The organism is Pseudomonas lini (assembly GCF_030812475.1).
GTDB classification, from domain to species: domain Bacteria; phylum Pseudomonadota; class Gammaproteobacteria; order Pseudomonadales; family Pseudomonadaceae; genus Aquipseudomonas; species Aquipseudomonas lini_A.
In genome coordinates, this window is the sequence record NZ_JAUSSR010000003.1 from 390,369 (window position 1) to 410,183 (window position 19,815).

16 protein-coding genes are annotated in these 19,815 nt (G+C 61.4%); 6 read left to right on the forward strand and 10 right to left on the reverse strand.

Translation table 11 applies throughout. From position 1 onward, the window contains the following. Nucleotides 1-10: 10 nt before the first annotated feature. The 10 genes from gcvH to gap all read right to left on the reverse strand — a co-directional run bounded on the left by gcvH (nt 11) and on the right by gap (nt 11,378). Complete coding sequence (gene gcvH, locus J2W17_RS08200) at nt 11-388, reverse strand: glycine cleavage system protein GcvH (RefSeq protein WP_307332005.1); 378 nt, start codon at nt 386-388, stop codon at nt 11-13. A gap of 452 nt (nt 389-840) precedes the next feature. Continuing rightward, complete coding sequence (locus J2W17_RS08205; RefSeq protein WP_307332008.1) at nt 841-2,349, reverse strand: sigma-54-dependent transcriptional regulator; 1,509 nt, start codon at nt 2,347-2,349, stop codon at nt 841-843. 326 nt (nt 2,350-2,675) lie between these two features. Beyond that, on the reverse strand, nt 2,676-4,025 hold the full coding sequence (locus J2W17_RS08210) for a CoA transferase (RefSeq protein ID WP_307332011.1): 1,350 nt from the start codon (nt 4,023-4,025) through the stop codon (nt 2,676-2,678). A gap of 218 nt (nt 4,026-4,243) precedes the next feature. Further along, entirely contained in the window at nt 4,244-4,648 is a 405-nt protein-coding gene (locus tag J2W17_RS08215; RefSeq protein WP_307332013.1) for a YbaN family protein, read from the reverse strand. A 162-nt stretch (nt 4,649-4,810) separates the two neighbouring features. Continuing rightward, entirely contained in the window at nt 4,811-5,419 is a 609-nt protein-coding gene (locus J2W17_RS08220) for a biliverdin-producing heme oxygenase (RefSeq protein ID WP_307332016.1), read from the reverse strand. Nucleotides 5,420-5,533: 114 nt separating this feature from the next. Then, nucleotides 5,534-8,125: a TonB-dependent receptor gene (locus J2W17_RS08225; protein WP_307332019.1), complete on the reverse strand. Its 2,592-nt coding sequence runs from the start codon at nt 8,123-8,125 to the stop codon at nt 5,534-5,536. Nucleotides 8,126-8,247: 122 nt separating this feature from the next. Next, nucleotides 8,248-9,213 carry a FecR family protein gene (locus J2W17_RS08230; RefSeq protein WP_307332023.1) on the reverse strand — a complete coding sequence of 322 codons (966 nt, stop codon included), beginning with the start codon at nt 9,211-9,213 and terminating at the stop codon, nt 8,248-8,250. 90 nt (nt 9,214-9,303) lie between these two features. Then, nucleotides 9,304-9,831, reverse strand: a complete 528-nt coding sequence (locus tag J2W17_RS08235) for an RNA polymerase sigma factor (RefSeq protein WP_307332026.1) — start codon at nt 9,829-9,831, stop codon at nt 9,304-9,306. Between the two features lie 77 nt (nt 9,832-9,908). Beyond that, nucleotides 9,909-10,373 (reverse strand): methylglyoxal synthase, encoded by a 465-nt coding sequence (locus tag J2W17_RS08240; RefSeq protein WP_307332028.1) that lies wholly within the window; start codon nt 10,371-10,373, stop codon nt 9,909-9,911. A 3-nt stretch (nt 10,374-10,376) separates the two neighbouring features. After that, the gene (gene gap, locus J2W17_RS08245; protein WP_307332031.1) at nt 10,377-11,378 is read right to left on the reverse strand and encodes a type I glyceraldehyde-3-phosphate dehydrogenase; all 1,002 of its coding nucleotides are present in this window, start codon (nt 11,376-11,378) and stop codon (nt 10,377-10,379) included. 220 nt (nt 11,379-11,598) lie between these two features. Here gap and edd point away from each other — a divergent pair, with 220 nt between their 5' ends. From edd to J2W17_RS08275, 6 genes are all read left to right on the forward strand, one after another. Beyond that, on the forward strand, nt 11,599-13,425 hold the full coding sequence (edd, locus tag J2W17_RS08250) for a phosphogluconate dehydratase (RefSeq protein ID WP_154850090.1): 1,827 nt from the start codon (nt 11,599-11,601) through the stop codon (nt 13,423-13,425). Further along, nucleotides 13,422-14,381 carry a glucokinase gene (locus J2W17_RS08255; RefSeq protein ID WP_307332035.1) on the forward strand — a complete coding sequence of 320 codons (960 nt, stop codon included), beginning with the start codon at nt 13,422-13,424 and terminating at the stop codon, nt 14,379-14,381. The genes edd and J2W17_RS08255 overlap by 4 nt, the downstream gene beginning before the upstream one ends. A 186-nt stretch (nt 14,382-14,567) precedes the next feature. Further along, nucleotides 14,568-15,299, forward strand: a complete 732-nt coding sequence (locus J2W17_RS08260) for a response regulator (protein ID WP_307332038.1) — start codon at nt 14,568-14,570, stop codon at nt 15,297-15,299. Next, nucleotides 15,289-16,758 carry an ATP-binding protein gene (locus J2W17_RS08265; RefSeq protein WP_307332041.1) on the forward strand — a complete coding sequence of 490 codons (1,470 nt, stop codon included), beginning with the start codon at nt 15,289-15,291 and terminating at the stop codon, nt 16,756-16,758. The genes J2W17_RS08260 and J2W17_RS08265 overlap by 11 nt, the downstream gene beginning before the upstream one ends. A gap of 235 nt (nt 16,759-16,993) precedes the next feature. Further along, nucleotides 16,994-18,253 (forward strand): D-mannose isomerase, encoded by a 1,260-nt coding sequence (locus tag J2W17_RS08270; protein WP_307332044.1) that lies wholly within the window; start codon nt 16,994-16,996, stop codon nt 18,251-18,253. 116 nt (nt 18,254-18,369) lie between these two features. Then, nucleotides 18,370-19,677: an ABC transporter substrate-binding protein gene (locus J2W17_RS08275; protein ID WP_307332047.1), complete on the forward strand. Its 1,308-nt coding sequence runs from the start codon at nt 18,370-18,372 to the stop codon at nt 19,675-19,677. The last annotated feature ends 138 nt before the right edge of the window (nt 19,678-19,815 follow it).

Genomic DNA, 19,815 nt, shown 5'->3' on the forward strand with positions numbered 1-19,815 from the left:
GCAGCGCTCCTCAGGCTTGGGCGTTGATCAGGCGGTCGTAGGCGTCCTGATCCAGCAGTTGGCCGACTGCCGAGGCGTCGGTTGGCTTGAAGCGGAAGAACCAGCCTTCGCCCAGCGGATCTTCGTTGACCAGTTCAGGGCTGCTGTCGAGGGCCGGGTTCACTTCCAACACTTCACCGTCGAGTGGCATATACACACCGCTGGCGGCTTTCACCGATTCCACGGTGGCAGCTTCAGCGCCTTTGTCGTAGGACTGCAGCTCAGGCAGTTGTACGAAAACCACGTCGCCCAGGGCATTTTGCGCGAAAGCGGTGATGCCAACTGTGACGCTACCGTCAGCTTCGGTGCGCAGCCATTCGTGATCTTCAGTAAAACGCAATTCGCTCATGGAAACTCCTAAGGGGCCAGACTCGTCTGGTGGACGCGGTGGTGAATGCCGGGGCAATGCCCTGTTTTATGAGTGGTTACTAAGCAAATTTGCTGCCAACCTTGTTTATTCTTTACAAATCAATGAGTTATGTAATTTTGTGGGGCAAGGTTGTTCTGCAGCCGTAGCGAAATCGCTACAGTAGGAGGCGAAGAAAAAAGTTTAGGTGGATCAAAGCCTTGCGCAGTGGCGATCAGAGAAGGGTGTAGCGATATCGTTCCACTGTAGCGCTTTCCGTACAGGTGGAGGTCGCTTTTGAAGCGGTTTTATTGGCTGGACACAAAACCTGTGGGAGCGAGCCTGCTCGCGAAGAGGATGCGTCAATCGACATTAATGTTGGCTGATACACCGCTTTCGCGAGCAGGCTCGCTCCCACAGGGGTTTTGTATGGGGAATGGATTGGATTCTCAGGCTTACGGCTTATTGGGAATCCCGTATTTGCGCAACCGATGGGCAATCGCGGTGTGGGAGGTTTGCAGTCGACTGGCCAGTTGGCGAGTGGAGGGGTAACTGACATAGAGTTTTTCCAGCAGCGTCTTCTCGAACTCTTCCATGGCTTGCTCGAGGCTGTCGACCTCGCTGTCGCTCTGACGCGCCACGGAGGTGCCGGCGATGTCCAGATCGCCGATGTCCACCAGGCTGCTTTCGCAAATCGCTGCGGCACGGAAGATCACGTTCTGCAGTTGCCGCACGTTGCCCGGCCAGCGGTTGCCCAGCAATGCCGGATAGGTCCCCGGCGCCAGGCGGCAGACCGGGCGCTGGATCTGCGCGCAGGCCTGCTGCATGAAATAGCGCGCCAGCAGCAGGATGTCCTGGCCGCGCTCGCGTAGCGGCGGGACTTCGACGTTCAGGACGTTGAGGCGATAGAACAAGTCTTCGCGGAACGAACCTTCGCCGACCATTTTTTCCAGGTCCCGATGGGTCGCGCTGAGGATCCGCACGTTGACCTTGACCTCACGATCACCCCCCACACGGCGGAAGCTGCCGTCGTTGAGGAAACGCAATAATTTCGCCTGCAAGTAAGGCGACATCTCGCCGATCTCATCGAGAAATACCGTGCCCTGGTTAGCCAGTTCCATCAGCCCCGGCTTACCGCCCCGCTGTGCGCCGGTGAACGCGCCGGGGGCGTAGCCGAAGAGTTCGCTTTCGGCGAGGTTCTCCGGCAATGCCGCGCAGTTCAGCGCCAGGAACGGTGAACTGTGCCGGGCACTGATGGCGTGACAGGCGCGGGCCACCAGTTCTTTGCCGGTGCCGGTTTCACCCTGGATCAACAAGGGCGCATCGAGGGCCGCAACCCGTTGGGCGCGGGCCTTGAGCGTGCGAATCGTCGGGGACTCTCCCAGCAACGAATCGAAACCCTCGGCATGGTCGTGATGCAGTGCCGAGAGGCGTTCGCCGATGCGGTTCGGTTGATACAGCGTGAGCAGGGCGCCGGCGTCGGTGATGGGTGTGGCGTCCAGCAACAGGGTCTGGCCATTGACGGTGATCTCGCGCAGCGGCAAGCGAAAGCCGTTTTCCAGCAAGGTATCCAGCAGTGACGCGTCGGCGAAGAGATCGGCGACGCTTTCGCCGGCCGGTTCCCGACCGTAAAGGGCGATCAACGCCGGATTGGCCAGCAACACCTTGCCGGCGCTGTCCAGCGCCAGCACCGGGTCGGTCATCGCCGCGAGCAAGGCGTCGAGCTGCAAGTGCCGACGCTGCCCGGGAAGGATGTCGACCACCGTCACCGCCTGCACGCCGCGTACGCTGAACAGCGCATCGCGCAATTCTTCGAGGACTTCCGGGCTCAGGGTCGGGGCGTCGATATACACGTTGGGCGGCACCATTTCCACCGCATCCAGGTTGAGATTGCGCCCACCGAGCAAGGCCAGGACTTCCTGGGTAATGCCGACGCGGTCGATGAAGCTGACGTGGATACGCATGGGGCGGTTCTTGGTTCTGGAGTGCGGAGGGTGGCAAGTATGCCTTGGCGCGGGCCAATGATGAAATCCTGCGCAGGACTTCAGGGTGCAGAACGCTGGACCTGTGGACGCTTGCTGTTCCTTTGCCGTTCAGTCAAGGAACTGTAGGAGCGAGCTTGCTCCGGGCGGCGTTCCGAAGAAAAACTCGAAGCCGCCGCGGGGTATCAGGTTTGTCGCGTTATCGTTAACGAACATCGCGAGCAAGCTCGCTCCCACAGTTGACCGAGTTGTCACGACGGACGCGGACTAATGTGGGAGCGGGCTTGCTCGCGAAGGGGCCGGTATCGTCACCACCACAACGGGCGATGTGAACCCAGTTCCCCAGCCGGAATCGCCCACTGCAGCGGCGTCCCGGTAATTCTCAAAGGAACCTGCAACCGGTGCGCCGGCCCCCAGGGCGTTTGCTCGAGCAACAACCCTTGATCGCTTTGCTCCTCCGCCCGCAGCGGCTCCTCCGTCCCGGCGCCAGCCTCGATCAACAACTTAGCCGTCCGCGCCAGTGACAACCGCGCCGAGCCACTTCGTCCGCTGTTCAAACGCTCTGCCAGCAACTTGATCGCACTGGCCGCCATCAAATACCCGGTGGCGTGATCGAGCGCTTGCAGGGGCAGGGGCGTCGGTTTTTCTGCGTTCTTCCATTGCATGCCGGCTTCGGCAATGCCGCTGCTCATCTGCACCAGGCTGTCGAAGCCGCGGCGGTTCTGCCATGGGCCGCTCCAGCCGTAGGCGTTCAGGCAGACGTCGATCAGTCCGGGCGCCAATCGCTGGCGCTCGGCCAGGCCATAACCCAGGCGCTCCAATGCATCGGCGCGATAACCGTGCAGCAGGATGTCGGCGTCCTTGAGCAGCACTTCGAACAGCTCGCGATCGGCCTTGACCTGCAGGTCCAGACGCGCGCAGCGTTTGCCAAGGGTGACTTCAGGCACCACGCCCGGTTCGTTCCAGGTTGGTGGATCGATACGCAGTACGTCGGCGCCCAGCCCTGCGAGAAAACGGCTGGCGACCGGTCCCGCGAGTACGCGAGTCAAATCCAGCACCTTGATCCCGGCCAACGGTTGCGCCACCGAACCTTGCCAGGGGTTTGCGTTTTGACTGCCGTTGGCGTCGAACTGAATCAGCCGTTCGGCATTTACGGCCTGCCCTTGGGGATGGGCTTGCCACTGCGCCCAGGATCGCATTTCGGCGGCGCAGCCTCCGGCGTCGACCACCGCCTGTTCCAGGTCGGTCTTGGCCCATTGAGCTACCTTGCTCGCCATCGCTGCGCGGTCGGCGCAGACACCGAGGACGTGTTCGGCGGCGGCGCGGTGATGGGGGGCGTTGGTGTGCAGGCGGATCCAGCCATCCCTGGTCGCATAATCGCCTGCGACCGCATCCCACAGCGGCGGCACGCTCCAGCCCACCGGGCGAATCGACGTCGAGAACCAGAAGGACGCCAGGCGCCGGTCGACTTCAAGGTGGGGCAAGCGCCCGGTTTGCTGATGGAGTAATTCGCTGATGGCCTGGCCGGCGGCGGCAATGCTGGCGCACGCCAGGTCAGTCACGGCAAACGCCGAGGGCAGGGCGCCACTGGAGGTGAACGGGATCGGGGTGTGAGGCAAGCCGAGTGCGGCTTGAATGGACGTGAGTAGATCAGTCATCGAAGGCCCTCCGGAACGAGAGCCCGAGCATAAACCATGTAGGAGCGAGCTTGCTCGCGATGGTCGTCAACGATAACGCGTCTTTGCTGGATAACACGCGGTGTTCTGGAATCCATCGTCGGAACGCCGCCCGGAGCAAGCTCGCTCCTACTAATGTCCTTAACTGAATAGCATTACCTTGTGAGTGCGAGACCGGCTTGCCGGAGAAGGCTGCTGACTCAGTCTGTCAGGATGGATGGGGGCAAGCTTTCCGGCCGCGACCAGATCCACATGTTCCCCAGGCTCATGCCGGCGATCGCCAGGTAAACCGGCCAGCCATGCTCGAGCATGACCAGCATCAACCCGGTGCACAGCAGCATGCTGACGGTGGCGCTGACCTTGGCTCGACGGGCAATGATTTTGCCGTTGCGCCAGTTGCACAGGATCGGCCCGAACAGCCGATGGTTCTCCAGCCAGGCACTCAGGCGCGGTGAACTCCTGGTCGCAGCCCAGGCGGCCAAAAGGATGAACTCGGTGGTCGGCAGGCCGGGTATGACGATGGCGATCAGGCCAATGCCGAGGCTGACGTAGGCCAGGAGACCGAAGAGGATGCGGGCGAGTCTGGAAGTGGCTGGGTGAGGCATGGGTTTTGGAGGATGCCCGAGAGGCTTTATGGAGATCTTGCAGGCTGACACAGTCCTTGTGGGAGCGAGCCTGCTCGCGAAAGCATTGTGTCAGTCGACATAAGTGTTGCCTGTCACACCGCCTTCGCGAGCAGGCTCGCTCCCACAAGGGATTGCATTCAGTCAGGCGAGTTCGGGAGTGGTGGCGTAAGCCTGTTCCAACAGAACCGTGAAGCGGTTGAATGCAGCGATCGCGCCTTTATCCAGCTCGGTTTCTTCCTGTTCGGTGAGCTCCAGACCATCCAGGGTTTTGACGAAGCTTTTCCAGCCTTCAGCACGGCCTCCGGCCGGTTCGCCGAGGTGCCGGGCGCCGAAGGTTTCGCTCAGGCCCAGACCTACGGCACGCTTGATCAGGAAGGCCGCACCTAGCTTCGAACCTTCCGAAACAAACAGCCAGCCCAGGGCTTCGGCTTTGGTTGAATGCTTTACGGCACCGGCGACTGGGGCTGGAACTTCGGTGTCCAGGTCCGCCAGGTCCGCCTTTGCCGCTTCAGCACGGCAACGGGCCGACAAGTCCGGGACGATAGCGATGAGTTCGGCATCGTTGTACAGCGACACCAGTTCCGACTGGAACAGATACTGCGCCACCACGAACCGCGCGAAATTGGCCTGGGTTTCAAACGGTGCGTGGGCTTTGACCAGCGCATCGAGTTTGCTGTGAGGCTCATGGGTGATCTGGTTCAAGCGTTGCGAACGCAGAGCAGGGCGTTGAGCGGTGTCCTGAGTGGTCATGAGAAGTCCTTGAGAAAAAGAGGCGCCTGGTAACGAGACGGATGGGCAGGCGCCGGACAGTAAAAACATCCTCACTGTGCGGTGATGAACAACCGCGCAGCGAGGTGCAGAGGGTCAGATATCCCAGATCAGATTGACCGCGACATTGCGACCCGGCTGGGTCAGGCGATCGAGGTTGGCCGGGTTGATCACGGCTGCCTCGCCCACGCCGTCATAACCGCGCACGTCATCCCACAGCCAGTATTTCTTGTCGGTCAGGTTGTAGAGGCCGGCGCTCACGGTCACGTCGTTGGTGACTTTGTAGAAACCGGTCAGGTCGAGCACGCCGAAACCCGGCGACTTGAATTGACTGCTGACGCCATCCGGCGATTTGAAGTTGCTGTCGTCGACGCGATCCTTCTTCTTCACCAGCGTCCAGCTGAGCAGGCCGCCATAGTTGTCCTGGTCGTATCCGAGGCCGAACACGCCCGTCATCGGGTTGACACCGTTGAGCGGCTCGCCGGTGTCGTTGTTGCGACCGTAGGCATAAGCCAGCGAACCCTGGGTGTACAGGCCCTGTGGCGCACCGAAGGCATCGAGGTTCAAACGCCCCTTGATCTCCGCGCCCTTGATGGTGGCGTGCCTGATGTTGTGACTCTGGAAGGTCAGCTTGTCGTCGCCGGGTGTGATCGCGTCTTCATTGATAAAGTCACGGTACTTGTTATAGAACACCGCCACATCGAACGAACCGGATTCGAAATTGCCGCGCAGGCCGGTTTCGTAGCTTTTGCTTTTTTCCGGTTCCAGGTCCGGGTTCGGCGCCACTGTGTAGCCGGGGGTGGAGTTCTCGAAGCGCCCGTACAACGCCTTGGCGGTCGGCGTACGGAAACCTTCGGCGTACTGGCCATACCAGGTGTATTGATCGGTCAGGGCATAGGTAAGGCCGAACCTGGGTGAGACCTTGTGCCAGGTTTTGTTCTTATCGCTCACGGTGCCCAGACCGTCGGCGGCCACGGTGTTGAGGAACTCCTGGGTAATGTGCGGCTTGAGTTGCGTGTAGTCGTAGCGCACACCTGGCAGGAAGGTCCATTTGTCCCAGCTGATCCGGTCCTGGGCAAACAGGCTGTAGGTGTTGATGGTCGGGTCCGGGAAGTCGCTGGATTTTTGCAGTGCATCGCCCGGGCTGATCGCGCCGATGGCCCGGCAGCTGCCAGACACCGCAAGACAGGTGCCGTTGCCGCTGCGCGAGCCGGTGACCTTCTGCTGCTTGAGGGTGGCGCCATAGGTCAGGAGGTGATCGGTCTCGCCAACGCCGAAGGCTTTATCCAGTTGCGCATCCACTACCCACTGCTTTTCTTCGTAGAGGGTTTCGCGGGTTCGCAGCACCTGGCGCGAGATCGGGTAGTAAAACTCGACGGTATCCTGATCGGTTTTGGCGACCTGATGATTCAGGCTCCACTTGACGTTGTCCGCCAGCAGGCTGTCGAGGGCGAAGCGGTGTTCCAGGCCGAAGCGCTCACGGGTCACCGTGTCGTTACCGGTGCGCCACTGGTACATGCCGCCCGGGAAGATGCGATCGGGAATGGTCGGCTGGCCATTGAAGAAAGGGCCGCCGTAGGCGCTTTTCAGATCGCTGTCGCGGTCGTCCTTGTACTTCTCGTAAGTCAGGCCCAGGCGTGAATCATCGTTGTAGTTCCAGCCGGTTTTGGCCAGCACGTTGGTGGCGCGCACGTCTTGCGGGTTGGCCGCGGTGCGTGCCAGGCCAGTGCCGTTGTTGCTGCCAAAGGACTCGGTTTCATGACCGTCACGCTGGCTGTAATGCAACAAACCGTCGAACCGCTCGGCCCGACCGGCGACGGTGGCAGACTTGAGCCAGCTCTCATCGGCGGAACTGTAGCCGGTCTTGAGGCGTGCCCCGACGTCCTGGCCCGGCTTGATGATGTCGTCCGGATCGAGGGTGAAGTAACTGACCGCGCCACCGATGGCGTTGCTGCCGTAGAGCACCGAGGCCGGGCCGCGCAGGATTTCCACGCGCTTGATGATTTCCGGGTCGACGTAGTTACGTTGAGTCTTGGCGTAAGGGCCATTGAAGAATCCGTTGGGGATTTCGACGCCGTCGACCTGGGTCAGGATCCGGTTGCCGTCGATGCCGCGAATGTTGTAGCCGCTGATCCCGCCGCGCTGACCCGTACCACCCACCGAAACACCCGGTTCGTAACGCACCAGATCCTTGATGGTATTGACGTTGTTGCGATCCAGTTCTTCACGGGTGTGAACGGTGACGGTGCCCGGCACGCTTTCCACGCTCTGTTCCTGGCGAGTGGCGCTGATGGTCATTTGCTGCAGGTTGATGGCGCCACTGGAGCTGCGCTTCTCCAGCACGATGTTATTGGTGCCCAGTTTGCGATAGCTCAGGTTGGTCCCCACCAACAGGCGATCCAGGGCTTTCTCCGGTGGCAGGGACCCGCGCACCCCCGGCGATGCCACACCTTGCGCCAGTTCGGCCGGCAAGCCGACCTGCCAGCCGGTCACCGCAGTAAACGCATTAAGCACCGACACCAGCGATTGCTGGGGAATGGCGAAGGAATAATCACCCCTGTTGCGGGTCGGCTGCCCGTCGGCGGCAGCGGCCATGAGCGGCGCACTGCCGGCCATCAGGATGGCGGCAGTCAGCAGCGACAGCATGCGCGAAGGTGAAGAGGACTGGCGGGTAAGGCGAGGGGACATCGATAGCGCTCCGTGTCGCACGAATCTTTATAGGTGCTGATTGGCATATGGAGATGCGAATCAATTGCATTGGCTATAACGAGACGAACGACCTTCAGCTATCGAGTAAAAATAATGCTCATTCAGTTCAAGATGACCAGCGCCGGAAATTCCTGGAGCTGTGCGGAGGTGATGTGAGCCAGTGAGCGCACAACGTCCAGTGGCTGATCGAGACGGTAGTTGCCGGTCACCGCCACATTGGCCAACTGCTCGTTGTTGTTGATGATCCAGCCGGGGTAATAGCGCCGCAACTCTGCCAGCACCTGGTTCAGCGGGCAGTTTTCGAACACCAGCCGGCCCTGGACCCAGGCCAGGTCGGTGGCGGCATCGAGTTTGACCGGGCGATCGAAACCGTTGGGCCCGATGCGGATGCTTTCCCCGGCGGACAACCGGACCCTCATATCGCTGCGGGTGGCTTGCAGGTCGACGTCGCCCCGCTGCACCCGTACTTGTGCCACGCCGTCGAGGTAGCGCACCGCAAACGCGGTATCGCGCACGCTGGCCTTGACCGGGCCGGCGTCGATTTGCAGCGGCTGGCTGCGACTGGCCGACACGTCGAAAAATGCCTCGCCCTGATACAACCGGGCCACGCGCCGCCGATCGTCGATGGTGCTGGAGAAGGCCGAATTGGTATTGAGCAGGACTTTCGAACCATCCTCCAGTTGCAGGCGCTGGCGCTCGCCGATCACGGTCAGGTGATCGGCCTGCAGGCGCATAGGCAGGTTGCTGAAGCTGAACATGCCGAGGATCAGCACGGCGGCGGTGGCCAGGGGTTTCCAGTGCAATCGCAGGCGCGACACGACCGTCACCTTCGGCGGTCGGGCGGCCAGGTTTTGCGCGCATTGCAGCACTTGCGGGCCGTCCCAGACTGACTGGGCCCTGGCGAACGCTTCGGCATGCCGGGGATCGGCGGCGAGCCATGCATGGAATTGTCGGGTCTGCTCCTCGCTCGGACTGTCCAGCACGATCAGCCAGTCCAAAGCCTGGTCCATTGCGCTGGCGGGATCCCGTGCCGGGGAGGGCGCGGGGGAGCGGTGAGTGTCCGTCACGGTGTTTCCTCGGCAGTGGCAGGTGAAGCAGTTTCAAGTTTCAAGCCACAAGCTGCAAGCTCAAGCTTGGTTCGGCGGTTAGCTTGCGGCTTAAGGCTTACCGCTGCCGTCGTGCCTTTGTGCCACACCGATGCAGATCGCCATGATCAGCTTCAGTTCTTTTTGCACGGTGCTCAGCGACACGCCGAGCTTCTGGGCAATCTCCAGGTAACTGTGCCCGTGCAGGCGGCTGAGGATGAAGATCTGCTGCTGACGGGCGCTGAGCTGGTTGAGGCTCAGGTTCAAACGCTCCAGCAGTTGTTCGGCATGGGCGGCGTCCTCGGCACTGCTCAGGGGGGAGGCAACGGCCTGCACCACGTCCAGCGGCACGTCGTCGAGCACGGTGCGCGACTGGATGCGACGCGCACGCAAGTGGTCCAGCGCCAGGTTGCGGGCGGTCTGGAACACGAAGGGTTCGAGGTGATCAATCGCCCGTTCGCTGAGCGCACGGGTCACGCGCAGGTAGGTCTCCTGCAAGAGGTCTTCGGCGGTGCTGTGATTGTTGACCATCCGCTCCAGGGTGCGCAGCAGAGACACTCGCTGGGTGATGAAGACGTGATTAAAGCGCGATTGACTCACGGGAGGACCTGATCCATGTCGAGCGAATGATAATGCTTATCATCCGCTCGGGTGGTCAAGGACTCATTTGTGAAGGTTTATGCGCGGCCCAGCAGATAGGTGGCGTAATCGGGGATCCGGTGCGGGTGCGCCTGATCCATCAATGGGCTGCTCAAGAGATAGTCGGCGCTGCATTCATTGCAGGCGACGGGAATGTTCCAGACCGCCGCGACCCGCAGCAGTGCCTTGATGTCCGGGTCATGGGGCTGCGGTTCGAACGGGTCCCAGAAGAACACCAGCATGTCGACCCGCTGCTCGGCGATCCGCGCGCCGAGCTGTTGGTCGCCACCCAGCGGGCCGCTGATCATGCTCTCCACAGGCAAATCCAGACGCTGTTGCAACAACAATCCGGTAGTGCCGGTGGCGACCAGTTCGTGTTGTGCGAGCTTGTCTCTGTGCCGCTCGGCCCACTCCAGCAAAAACACTTTGCAATGATCATGGGCAACCAGGGCGATACGCTTGCGCGCCGCCACGGTCTTTTGCGTAAAGCTGATACCGATCATGGGTTATTCCGCGTTGCACAACGCCAGGCAGTTATCGAGCATGCGGTTGGAGAAGCCCCATTCGTTGTCATACCAGGCCAGGACCTTGAGCAGCTTGCCGTTTGACTTGGTGTGGTTGGCGTCGAAGATCGACGACAGCGGGTTATGATTGAAGTCGCTGGAAACCAGCGGCAGGGTGTTGTAGCCGAGAATCTTCGAGTGCCGGCTGGCTTCCTTGAGCAAGGCGTTCACTTCATCCGCCGACGCTTCGCGCTTGAGCTGCACGGTCAAATCCACCAGCGATACGTTGATCACCGGTACACGCACAGCCATGCCGGTCAGTTTGCCCGCCAGTTCCGGCAGCACCAGGCCGACCGCTTCGGCGGCGCCGGTCTTGCTCGGGATCATGTTCTGGGTGGCGGAACGGGCGCGGTACGGGTCGCTGTGGTAGACGTCGGTCAGGTTCTGGTCGTTGGTGTAGGCGTGGATCGTGGTCATCAGGCCGCTTTCGATCCCGAGCTCGCGATGCAGCACCTGGGCCACCGGGGCCAGGCAGTTGGTGGTGCATGAAGCATTGGAAATGATCTGGTGCGATTGGCGCAGGATATCGTGGTTGACCCCATACACCACGGTGGCGTCGGCGCCTTTGGCCGGGGCCGAGATGATCACTTTGCGCGCACCGGCCGTAATATGCGCGGCGGCCTTGGCCCGGTCGGTGAACAGACCCGTGCATTCGAATACGACATCGATCTTTTCCGCCGCCCAGGGCAGCTCCGCCGGGTTGCGAATGGCGCTGACCGAAATGCGGTCGCCGTTGACGGTCAGGCTTTCCAGATCGTGCTGCACTTGCGCGTCGAACGTGCCATGAACCGTGTCGTACTTGAGCAGGTGAGCATTCATCGCGCTGTCGCCCAAATCATTGATGGCAACGATCTGCAGGTCCTGGCGATAGCCTTGGGTATACAGTGCACGAAGCACGTTTCGGCCAATCCGGCCAAAACCATTGATTGCGATTCGAAGAGTCATTTAACAGGGCCGCCGTCGTTTTGTTGTTGGAATTACAAGATTATTCGCAAAAAAATAGAAAACAAGCCTTTTTAATGGCAATATTTTGTTCAATCTACAACGAGTGACCTGAATCAACTGGTCCGACCGAGCAAGAAAACCGTTTGTCATCCCATCGACAACGGCCCTTGCTCTGCATAGACAATCAGGTCGCCACATCCGTTAGCCTGGAGTTCTACACATGCATCCCCGCGTCCTTGAGGTCACCGAACGGCTTATCGCCCGTAGCCGCGCAACACGTGAGGCTTACCTTGCACTGATTCGTGGTGCCGCCAGCGACGGGCCGATGCGCGGCAAGCTGCAGTGCGCCAACTTCGCCCACGGCGTCGCCGGTTGCGGCAGCGATGACAAGCACAGCCTGCGGATGATGAATGCCGCCAACATCGCAATTGTTTCGTCATATAACGACATGCTCTCGGCGCATCAGCCGTACGAAGTCTTTCCTGAACAGATCAAAAAGGCCCTGCGCGAAATCGGGTCCGTCGGCCAGTTCGCCGGCGGCACCCCGGCCATGTGCGATGGCGTGACCCAGGGCGAGCCGGGGATGGAGCTGAGCCTGCCCAGCCGGGAAGTGATCGCGTTGTCCACGGCCGTGGCCCTGTCCCACAACATGTTCGACGGCGCGCTGATGCTGGGCATCTGCGACAAGATCGTGCCGGGCCTGATGATGGGGGCGTTGCGTTTCGGTCATCTGCCGACGATCTTCGTCCCGGGCGGACCGATGGTCTCGGGCATTTCCAACAAGCAGAAAGCCGATGTGCGCCAGCGCTACGCCGAAGGCAAGGCGACTCGCGAAGAGTTGCTGGAATCGGAAATGAAGTCCTACCACAGCCCCGGCACCTGCACCTTCTACGGCACCGCCAACACCAACCAGTTGCTGATGGAAGTCATGGGCCTGCACTTGCCGGGTGCCTCTTTCGTCAACCCGAACACGCCGTTGCGCGATGCCCTGACCCGCGAAGCGGCGCATCAGGTCACGCGCCTGACCAAGCAGAACGGCAATTTCATGCCGATCGGCGAAATCGTCGACGAGCGTTCACTGGTCAACTCGATCGTGGCGCTGCACGCCACCGGCGGCTCGACCAACCACACCTTGCACATGCCGGCCATCGCCATGGCGGCGGGCATCCAATTGACCTGGCAGGACATGGCCGACCTCTCCGAGGTGGTGCCGACCCTGAGCCACGTCTACCCCAACGGCAAAGCCGACATCAACCACTTCCAGGCCGCGGGCGGCATGTCGTTCCTGATCCGCGAACTGCTGGAAGCCGGGCTGCTGCACGAAAACGTCAACACGGTGCTGGGCCATGGCCTGAGCCGCTACACCATGGAGCCTTTCCTCGATAACGGCGAACTGGTCTGGCGCGAAGGCCCGATTGAAAGCCTCGACGAAACCATCCTGCGTCCGGTCGCCCGGGCATTTTCACCCGAAGGTGGTTTGCGCGTGATGGAAGGCAACCTCGGTCGCGGTGTGATGAAAGTCTCGGCGGTGGCCCTGGAGAATCAGGTCGTCGAAGCACCTGCGATGGTGTTCCAGGATCAGCAGGACCTGGCCGATGCGTTCAAGGCCGGGCTGCTGGAGAAGGACTTCGTCGCCGTGATGCGCTTCCAGGGCCCGCGCTCCAATGGCATGCCGGAGCTGCACAAGATGACGCCGTTCCTCGGCGTGCTGCAGGATCGCGGCTTCAAAGTCGCACTGGTGACCGACGGGCGCATGTCCGGCGCGTCGGGCAAAATCCCGGCGGCGATTCACGTCAGCCCCGAAGCCTATGTCGGCGGGGCTTTGGCACGGGTGCAAGAGGGCGATATCATCCGCGTCGATGGCGTCACCGGCACTCTGGAGCTTAAGGTGGACGCCGAAGAATTCGCGGCGCGCGAACCTGCCAAGGGCCTGTTGGCCAATAACATCGGCAGCGGTCGCGAACTGTTCGGTTTCATGCGCATGGCCTTCAGCTCGGCGGAGCAGGGCGCCAGCGCCTTCACTTCTGCCCTGGAGACGCTTAATTGAAACTGGCTTTGGTCGGTGACATCGGTGGGACCAACGCACGTTTCGCGTTGTGGAAAAACCAGCAGCTGGAATCGATCCAGGTGCTGGCGACGGCAGACCATGCGAGCCCGATCGATGCGATCAGCCTCTACCTGAGCGGACTCGGCATGGCGCCGGGTTCGATCAGTTCGGTATGCCTGTCGGTGGCGGGCCCTGTGAGCGGCGATGAATTCAAATTCACCAACAATCACTGGCGGCTCAGTCGCAAAGAGTTCTGCAGGATTTTGCAGGTTGACCAGCTACTGCTGGTCAATGATTTCTCTGCGATGGCGTTGGGCATGACCCGCTTGCAGCCGGGTGAATTCCGGGTGGTCTGCGAAGGTACCCAGGAACCCTTGCGCCCCGCGGTGGTGATCGGGCCCGGCACTGGTCTTGGCGTGGGGACGTTGCTCGACCTGGGTCAAGGTCGATTCGCTGCATTGCCAGGGGAGGGTGGTCACGTCGATCTACCCTTGAGCAGCCTGCGAGAAACCCAGCTGTGGCAGCACATCTTCAACGAGATCGGTCATGTCAGCGCTGAAACGGCATTGAGCGGCAGTGGCTTGCCGCGGGTTTATCGGGCGATCTGTGCGGTGGACGGCCACGAGGCCGTGCTCGATACCCCGGAGTCGATTACGGCAGCCGGCCTGGCGGGGGATCCGATTGCCCTGGAAGTGCTCGAGCAATTCTGCTGCTGGCTCGGTCGTGTGGCCGGCAACAACGTGCTGACCACTGGTGCACGGGGTGGCGTGTACATCGTGGGCGGTGTGATTCCGCGGTTTGCCGACTTCTTCATCGAAAGCGGTTTCGCCCGGTGCTTTGCCGACAAGGGCTGCATGAGTGATTACTTCAAGGGCATCCCGGTGTGGCTGGTGACGGCGCCGTATTCGGGGCTGATGGGCGCAGGGGTGGCGCTGGAGCAATCGATCACAGCCTGAAATGAGTACCCATGTAGGAGCGAGCTTGCTCGCGATGGACTTGAGAGCACCGCGTGCATCCAGACATGACGCGTTATCGTTGACGTCCATCGCGAGCAAGCTCGCTCCTACAGTTGTTCTGAGTTGTTTGTAAAAATGGTGCTTCAGGCATAATCCGCCCCAACTCAAATAACAAGGACGCCTTCTGTGAGCTCAGTCAACAAGTCGATTTTGTTGGTCGATGACGATCAAGAGATACGCGAGTTGCTGGACGCCTACCTGACTCGCGCCGGTTTCCAGGTCCGGACTACACCCGATGGCGCAGGCTTTCGCCAGGCCATGAACGACGCGCCCAGCGACCTGGTGATCCTCGACGTGATGCTCCCGGACGAAGACGGTTTCAGTCTGTGCCGCTGGATTCGCCAGCACCCGCGCCAGGCCCAGGTGCCGATCATCATGCTCACCGCCAGTTCCGACGAGGCCGACCGGGTCATCGGCCTGGAGCTGGGCGCCGACGACTACCTGGGCAAACCCTTCAGTCCCCGTGAACTGCAAGCACGCATCAAGGCACTGCTGCGCCGCGCGCAATTCGGCCAGGAACGCGCCGGCGGTGATGTGCTGGCCTTCGATGACTGGCGCCTGGACATGGTCAGCCACCGCCTGTTCCACATCGACGGTGAAGAAGTGATTCTCTCCGGTGCCGATTTCGCCCTGCTGAAACTGTTCCTCGATCACCCTCAGCAAATCCTCGACCGCGACACCATCGGCAATGCCACCCGTGGCCGTGATCTGATGCCACTGGATCGCATCGTCGACATGGCCGTCAGCCGCCTGCGTCAGCGTCTGCGCGACACCGAAAAACCGCCGCGGCTGATCCGTACCGTGCGCGGCAGCGGCTACCAACTGGCAGCCACCGTGGTTGCCAGTAATGGCCACTGAGTTTTTCCGCAAGCTCGCGGCCAGGGTGCCTGTACCGCGTTCGCTGCTCGGGCGGATGTTGCTGCTGACCTTGCTGGCGGTGCTGTTCGCCCAGGCACTGTCCAGCGTGATCTGGGTATCGCAGCTGCGCGCGACCCAGCTCGAAGGGCTGGTCACCAGCGCCCGCAGCCTCGCGCATTCGATGACCGCCAGCGTCAGTTACTTCCGTTCGTTGCCGGTGGCGTTCCGACCGCTGGTGCTCGATCAGTTGCGCAGCATGGGCGGCACGCGGTTCGTGGTGACCCTCAACGACAAACCCCTGGGCATGGAAGTGCTGCCGATCACTGCGCGTAAAGCGGCGGTGCTCAAAGCGGTGGACGAAGTCTTGCGCCAATCCCTGGGCCAGGACACCGATATCTCCGTAACCTTTGTCAGCCCCGAAGACCTGCGGATCTTCAATGGCGGGCTGAAACTCGACGAGTTGCCTCGCTCCTGGGCGCACTACGCACTGACCCTGGAACCGGTCAATCCGCCGGTGCTGGTCACCCAGATCCAGATGGCGCCGGGGGAGTGGCTGTACATCGCCTCGCTATTGCCCGAGCCCTATACCAGCCTTGAAGAGCAGGGGCTGCCGGCGCAGCAGGTCTGGTTCATCGTGCTCACGAGCGGCTTCCTGCTGTTGTTCATCGGCCTGCTGGTGCACTGGCAGAGCCGCCCGCTCAAGCGTCTGGCACGGGCGGCGCGCGATATGTCATTGGGGGCCGAAGTCGAGCCGGTGGCCGAGGGCGGCGGCAGTGAAGTGGTCGAAGTGGGCCGTGCCTTCAACGCCATGCGCGAGCGCATCAGCCGCTACCTGACCGAACGCAGCCAGTTGTTCAGCGCGATTTCCCATGACCTGCGCACGCCGATCACCCGCTTGCGCCTGCGGGTTGAACTGCTCGAGGACGAACAGCTGCAAGCCAAGTTCGGTCGCGACCTGGATGAGTTGGAGCTGCTGGTCAAAGGCGCGCTGCAATGCGTGAAAGACACCGACATTCACGAAAATATCGAACCGGTGGACCTCAACCATGTGCTCGATTGCCTGGTGGAACCGTACCTGGCGCCCAACGGCAACGGCCGGGTGACCCAGCACGGACGGGCGCTGGCGCCGTATCCGGGCAAGCCGTTGGCACTCAAGCGCTGCATCGGCAACCTGATCGACAATGCCTTGAAATACGGGCAGAACGCGCACCTGCACATCGATGACGATGACAGCGCGTTTGTCCTGCATGTCGATGATGAAGGGCCGGGGGTGCCGGAGCAGCGACTGGAGCAGGTATTCGAACCGCACTTCAGGTTGGCGGGGCAGCAGCAGGGTTATGGGTTGGGGTTGGGGATTGCGCGCAATATTGCCCATAGTCATGGGGGGGAGGTCAGCCTGCAGAACCTGCGGGAGGGTGGGTTGCGGGTGACGTTGCAGTTGCCGCGCAGTGTTGATTAGTCACACCGCGTTATCGTTCTTCGCGAGCAGGCTCGCTCCCACAGGATTACCTACCTTCTGAAAGTGTGGGCAGAACATTGTGGGAGCGAGCCTGCTCGCGAAGGCGTCAGACGCTTCAATACATCCCTCTAGGCAAATGTCACAGATCAGTGACATAACCCACCCCCTTCGTTACAAGTCCGCCACCGCCCGTTGTTTAGACTGCCCCAGTCATAACAACAAAAAAAGGCACCCCATGGACACCTTCCAACCCGCCTTCAGCAGTTGGCTGAATGCACCTGCCCATCAGCAATGGCTCGCCGCCGAAGGCCTGCGCCTGCTGTCGTTTGCCAAGGCCGCAACGCACCCCGAAGGCTTCGGCAACCTCGATGAAAAGGGCCGCCTGCCGGCCAGCGCGCACGCGCAAACCATGAACACCGCGCGCATGACCCACAGTTTCGCCATGGCCCACATTCAGGGGCTGCCGGGTTTTGCCGAACTGGTGGATCATGGCGTCAAAGCGCTCAACGGCCCGCTGCGCGACAACGAGCACGGTGGCTGGTTTGCCGTCGCCCTGCATCGCGACGACAACACCGACAAAGCGGCCTACCTGCATGCCTTCGTCGCTCTGGCCGCCAGTTCCGCGGTCGTCGCGCAGCGCCCCGGCGCCCAGGCGCTGCTCGATGACGCGATCAACATCATCGACACGCATTTCTGGAGCGAGGAGGAAGGCGCCATGCGCGAATCCTTCAACCGTGACTGGAGCGTCGAGGAAGCCTATCGCGGCGCCAACAGTAATATGCACGCCACCGAAGCGTTCCTCGCGCTGGCCGACGTCACCCAAGACAACCGCTGGCTGGTCCGCGCCCAGCGCATCGTCGAGCGCGTCATCCACACGCACGCCGCCGCCAATGACTACCGGGTGATCGAGCATTTCGACCGCGACTGGCAGCCGCTACGCGAGTACAACCACGACTATCCGGCCGACGGGTTCCGTCCCTACGGCACCACGCCCGGCCACGGTTTCGAGTGGGCGCGGCTGTTGCTGCACCTCGAAGCGGCGCGGGTCCGGGCCGGGATGCTGACGCCAGGCTGGCTGGCAACGGATGCGCAAAAACTGTTCGACCACAACTGTCGTGACGGGTGGAACGTCGACGGTGCGCAGGGCATCGTCTACACCCTCGACTGGGACAATCGCGCCGTGGTTCGTCATCGCCTGCACTGGACCCATTGCGAAGCCAGCGCCGCCGCCAGCGCTCTGCTCAAGCGCACGGGCGACGAACAATACGAACACTGGTACCGGCAGTTCTGGGAATTTTGTGACAGTCATTTCATCGACCGCCGTGACGGCAGCTGGTATCACGAACTCGATCCGCAGAACCGGCCGAGCGCCGATATCTGGGCCGGCAAACCCGACCTCTATCACGCCTGGCAAGCGGTATTGATCCCGCGCCTGCCGCTGGCGCCCAGCATGGCCACAGCGCTGGGGCAGTTGTCCCAGAGCGTTCCTGTGTAACCATGTGGTGACATTCCAACGTCCCTTCGTTACCTGCGAAGGCATGACTCCTGTTTAGAATCCATGCAGCGCAAGCACCAGACTTGCATGCATAACAACAAGAAAGGTACTTCCAGATGAATGCGATTTCTCGCCTCGCTACTGTCATTTCTCTCGCCTCGCTGCTTCCCCTGTCTGCATTCCCGTTGAGTGCACTTGCCGCCGACGCCAAAGGCTCGGTGGAAGTCGTTCACTGGTGGACCTCCGGTGGTGAAAAGGCAGCGGTCGATGTGCTCAAGGCCCAGGTCGAAAAAGATGGCTTTACCTGGAAGGACGGCGCCGTCGCCGGTGGTGGCGGATCCACGGCCATGACCGTGCTGAAAAGCCGCGCCGTCGCCGGCAACCCACCGGGCGTCGCCCAGATCAAGGGCCCGGACATCCAGGAGTGGGGCAGCACGGGCCTGCTCAGCACTGATGCGCTGAAAGACGTTTCCAAGTCGGAAAACTGGGATGGCCTGCTGCCTGCGAAAGTCTCCGACACCGTGAAATACGAAGGCGACTACGTTGCAGTACCGGTGAACATTCACCGCGTCAACTGGCTGTGGATCAACCCGCAAGTGTTCAAGAAAGCCGGGATCGAAAAAGCGCCGACCACCCTCGAAGAATTCTATGCCGCCGGCGACAAGCTCAAGGCCGCCGGCTTTATCGCGCTCGCCCACGGTGGTCAGCCCTGGCAGGACAGCACCGTGTTCGAAGACGTGGTGCTCTCGGTCATGGGCGCCGACGGTTACAAAAAGGCCCTGGTAGACCTGGACCAGAAGACCCTCTCGGGTGCCGAGATGACCAAGGCCTTCACCGAGTTGAAAAAACTCACCGGCTACATGGACCCCAACCGCGCCGGTCGTGACTGGAATATCGCCGCCGCCGACGTCATCAACGGCAAGGCCGGCATGCAGATGATGGGCGACTGGGCCAAGAGCGAATGGACTGCCGCGAAGAAAGTCGCCGGCAAGGACTACCAGTGCGTACCGTTCCCGGGTACCGAAAAAGCCTTCACCTACAACATCGACTCCCTGGCGGTGTTCAAGCTTAAAGCTGACCGCAAAGGCGACATCGCCGCCCAGCAAGACCTGGCCAAGGTCGCCCTGGGTAAAGACTTCCAGAAGATTTTCAGCATCAACAAAGGCTCGATCCCGGTGCGTACCGACATGCTCAACGACATGAGCGGCCTGGGCTTCGATGCTTGCGCGCAAACCGCGGCCAAGGACTTCCTGGCGGACGAGAAGACCGGCGGCCTGCAGCCGAGCATGGCGCACAACATGGCCACTTCCCTGGCCGTGCAGGGCGCGATCTTCGACGTGGTCACCAACTTCATGAACGACAAAAACGCTGACCCGGCCAAGGCCAGCGCGCAACTGGCGTCGGCTGTGAAAGCTGCCCAGTAATCCCTGACTCTGAGTGACCCCTGTAGGAGCGAGCTTGCTCGCGATGGACTACCAGGCACCGCGTTAATCCAGACAGAACACGGTGTTCTTGATTCCATCGCGAGCAAGCTCGCTCCTACAAGAGATCGCACTCCGATC